A 375-nucleotide genomic window follows, 5' to 3' on the forward strand; every position below is an offset into this window, starting at 1 on the left:
CGCTCGATGCCGCCGGCAACAGCGTCAAGGGCCAGCTCGTGGCCAAGTACCTGTCGCAGCGCCTGGGCATGGACCTGCTCGTCTCCAGGCCGGAGGCGTGAACCGCGCCGCAGGACACGCAACAGTCCAACCGCAAGATCCTGATCAGACATCAACTCCGAGGACACAAGCCATGACGGCCGCAGCAGCAACCGCAGCCGACTCCGGGACGGAGGAGAGAAATTCCTGGGTGCCGATGATCGCCATCGCGCTCGGCCAGGTCCTGATGTCGTACAATGTGGCTTCGCTGCCGGTCGCCATGGGCGGCATGGTGGCGAGCTTCAACGTGCCGCCCACCACCGTGGCCACCGGCATCGTGACGTATTCCATGCTGGT

General features: G+C 65.1%; 2 pseudogenes. Both read left to right on the top strand.

Annotated elements, in window-relative coordinates:
- Positions 1-101: pseudogene (locus F1193_RS17845) on the top strand (glutaminase A); the annotation flags it as partial.
- A 71-nt stretch (positions 102-172) separates the two neighbouring features.
- Positions 173-375: pseudogene (locus F1193_RS16955) on the top strand (MFS transporter); the annotation flags it as partial.

This window comes from Blastochloris sulfoviridis (genome assembly GCF_008630065.1).
Classification (GTDB): Bacteria; Pseudomonadota; Alphaproteobacteria; order Rhizobiales; family Xanthobacteraceae; genus Blastochloris; species Blastochloris sulfoviridis.